Below are 1,255 nucleotides of genomic sequence, written 5' to 3'. Positions count from 1 at the left end.
GTCAGAGGCGGATGGCGTCGGGGTGGGTCGTGGCGCCCTTGGTGTCGAAGAAGCGCACCGACTTCTCGGCCAGCACGTCGACATCGTAGGCACTGTGGTTCTGGACCAGGATGACCAGGTCGGCCTCGGCGATGGCGGTGTCGAGGTCCTCGACGCGGTCGAGGGTGTCGCCGTTGACGTGCCACTGCTCGACGTGGGGGTCGTGGAACACGAGGTCCGCGCCGTGGGAGAGCAGGTTGCGCGCGACCGCGACGGCGGGCGACTCGCGCTGGTCGGCGATGTTCGGCTTGTACGTCACGCCCAGCAGCAGCACCCGCGAACCACGCATGGCCTTGGCGTCCTCGTTGAGGATGTCTTGGGCACGCCGGACCACGTACGCCGGCATGGTCGCGTTGATCTCCTGCGCCAGCTCGACGAACCGGAACGGGTAGCCCAGGCGCGAGCGCACGTTGTGGCTCAGGTAGTTCGGGTCGATCGGGATGCAGTGCCCACCCACACCCGGGCCGGGATAGAACGCCTGGAACCCGAACGGCTTGGTCTTGGCCAACCGGATCACGTCCCACAGGTCGATACCGAGCTCGTGGCAGAACCGGGCCATCTCGTTCACCAGCGCGATGTTGATGTGCCGGTAGGTGTTCTCCAGCAGCTTCGCCGTCTCGGCCTCGCGCGCACCCTTCGCCACGACCACCGTGTCGACGAACCGCGAGTACAGCGCCGCCGCACGCTCCGTGGCCTCGGGCGTCAGTCCGCCCACGACCTTCGGGGTGTTCTTCATCCCGTACGTCGCGTTGCCCGGATCGATCCGCTCGGGAGAGAACGCCAGGTGGAAGTCCTCACCACAACGCAGGCCGCCCTCCTCAAGGATCGGCTTGAGGACCTCCTCCGTCGTGCCCGGGTACGTCGTCGACTCCAGCACGACGACCATGCCAGGCTCGAGAACCCCTGCGATGGTGCGGGTCGCAGCGATCACAGCACCCAGATCCGGGCCGCCGTCCTGCCCCAGAGGCGTGGGCACGCAGATCACCACAGCCGCCGCACCACGAATGTCCTCGACATCACCGGTCGCGCGAAAGCCGGCCCCGAGCATCTCGGCAACATCCCCGTCAGAGATGTCGTCCACATGCGAACGACCCTCGTTGAGCGCATCGACGAGCGACGTCGTGACGTCGAACCCGCGCACGACAAGACCACCACGCACAGCCTCGCGCGCGAGGGGCAGCCCAACATACCCAAGTCCGATCACGACAAGGTCAAG

General features: G+C 66.9%; 1 protein-coding gene. It reads right to left on the bottom strand.

Annotation, left to right across the window (positions count from 1 at the left end):
• Window position 1: 1 nt before the first annotated feature.
• The coding region (locus IF651_RS17290; RefSeq protein WP_241744585.1) for a nucleotide sugar dehydrogenase at window positions 2–1,255 on the bottom strand (1,254 nt) is incomplete at its 5' end.

Origin of the sequence: Cellulosimicrobium arenosum (assembly GCF_014837295.1) — a bacterium.
GTDB lineage: Bacteria > Actinomycetota > Actinomycetes > Actinomycetales > Cellulomonadaceae > Cellulosimicrobium > Cellulosimicrobium arenosum.
This window is presented reverse-complemented; position numbering and strand designations above follow the sequence as displayed.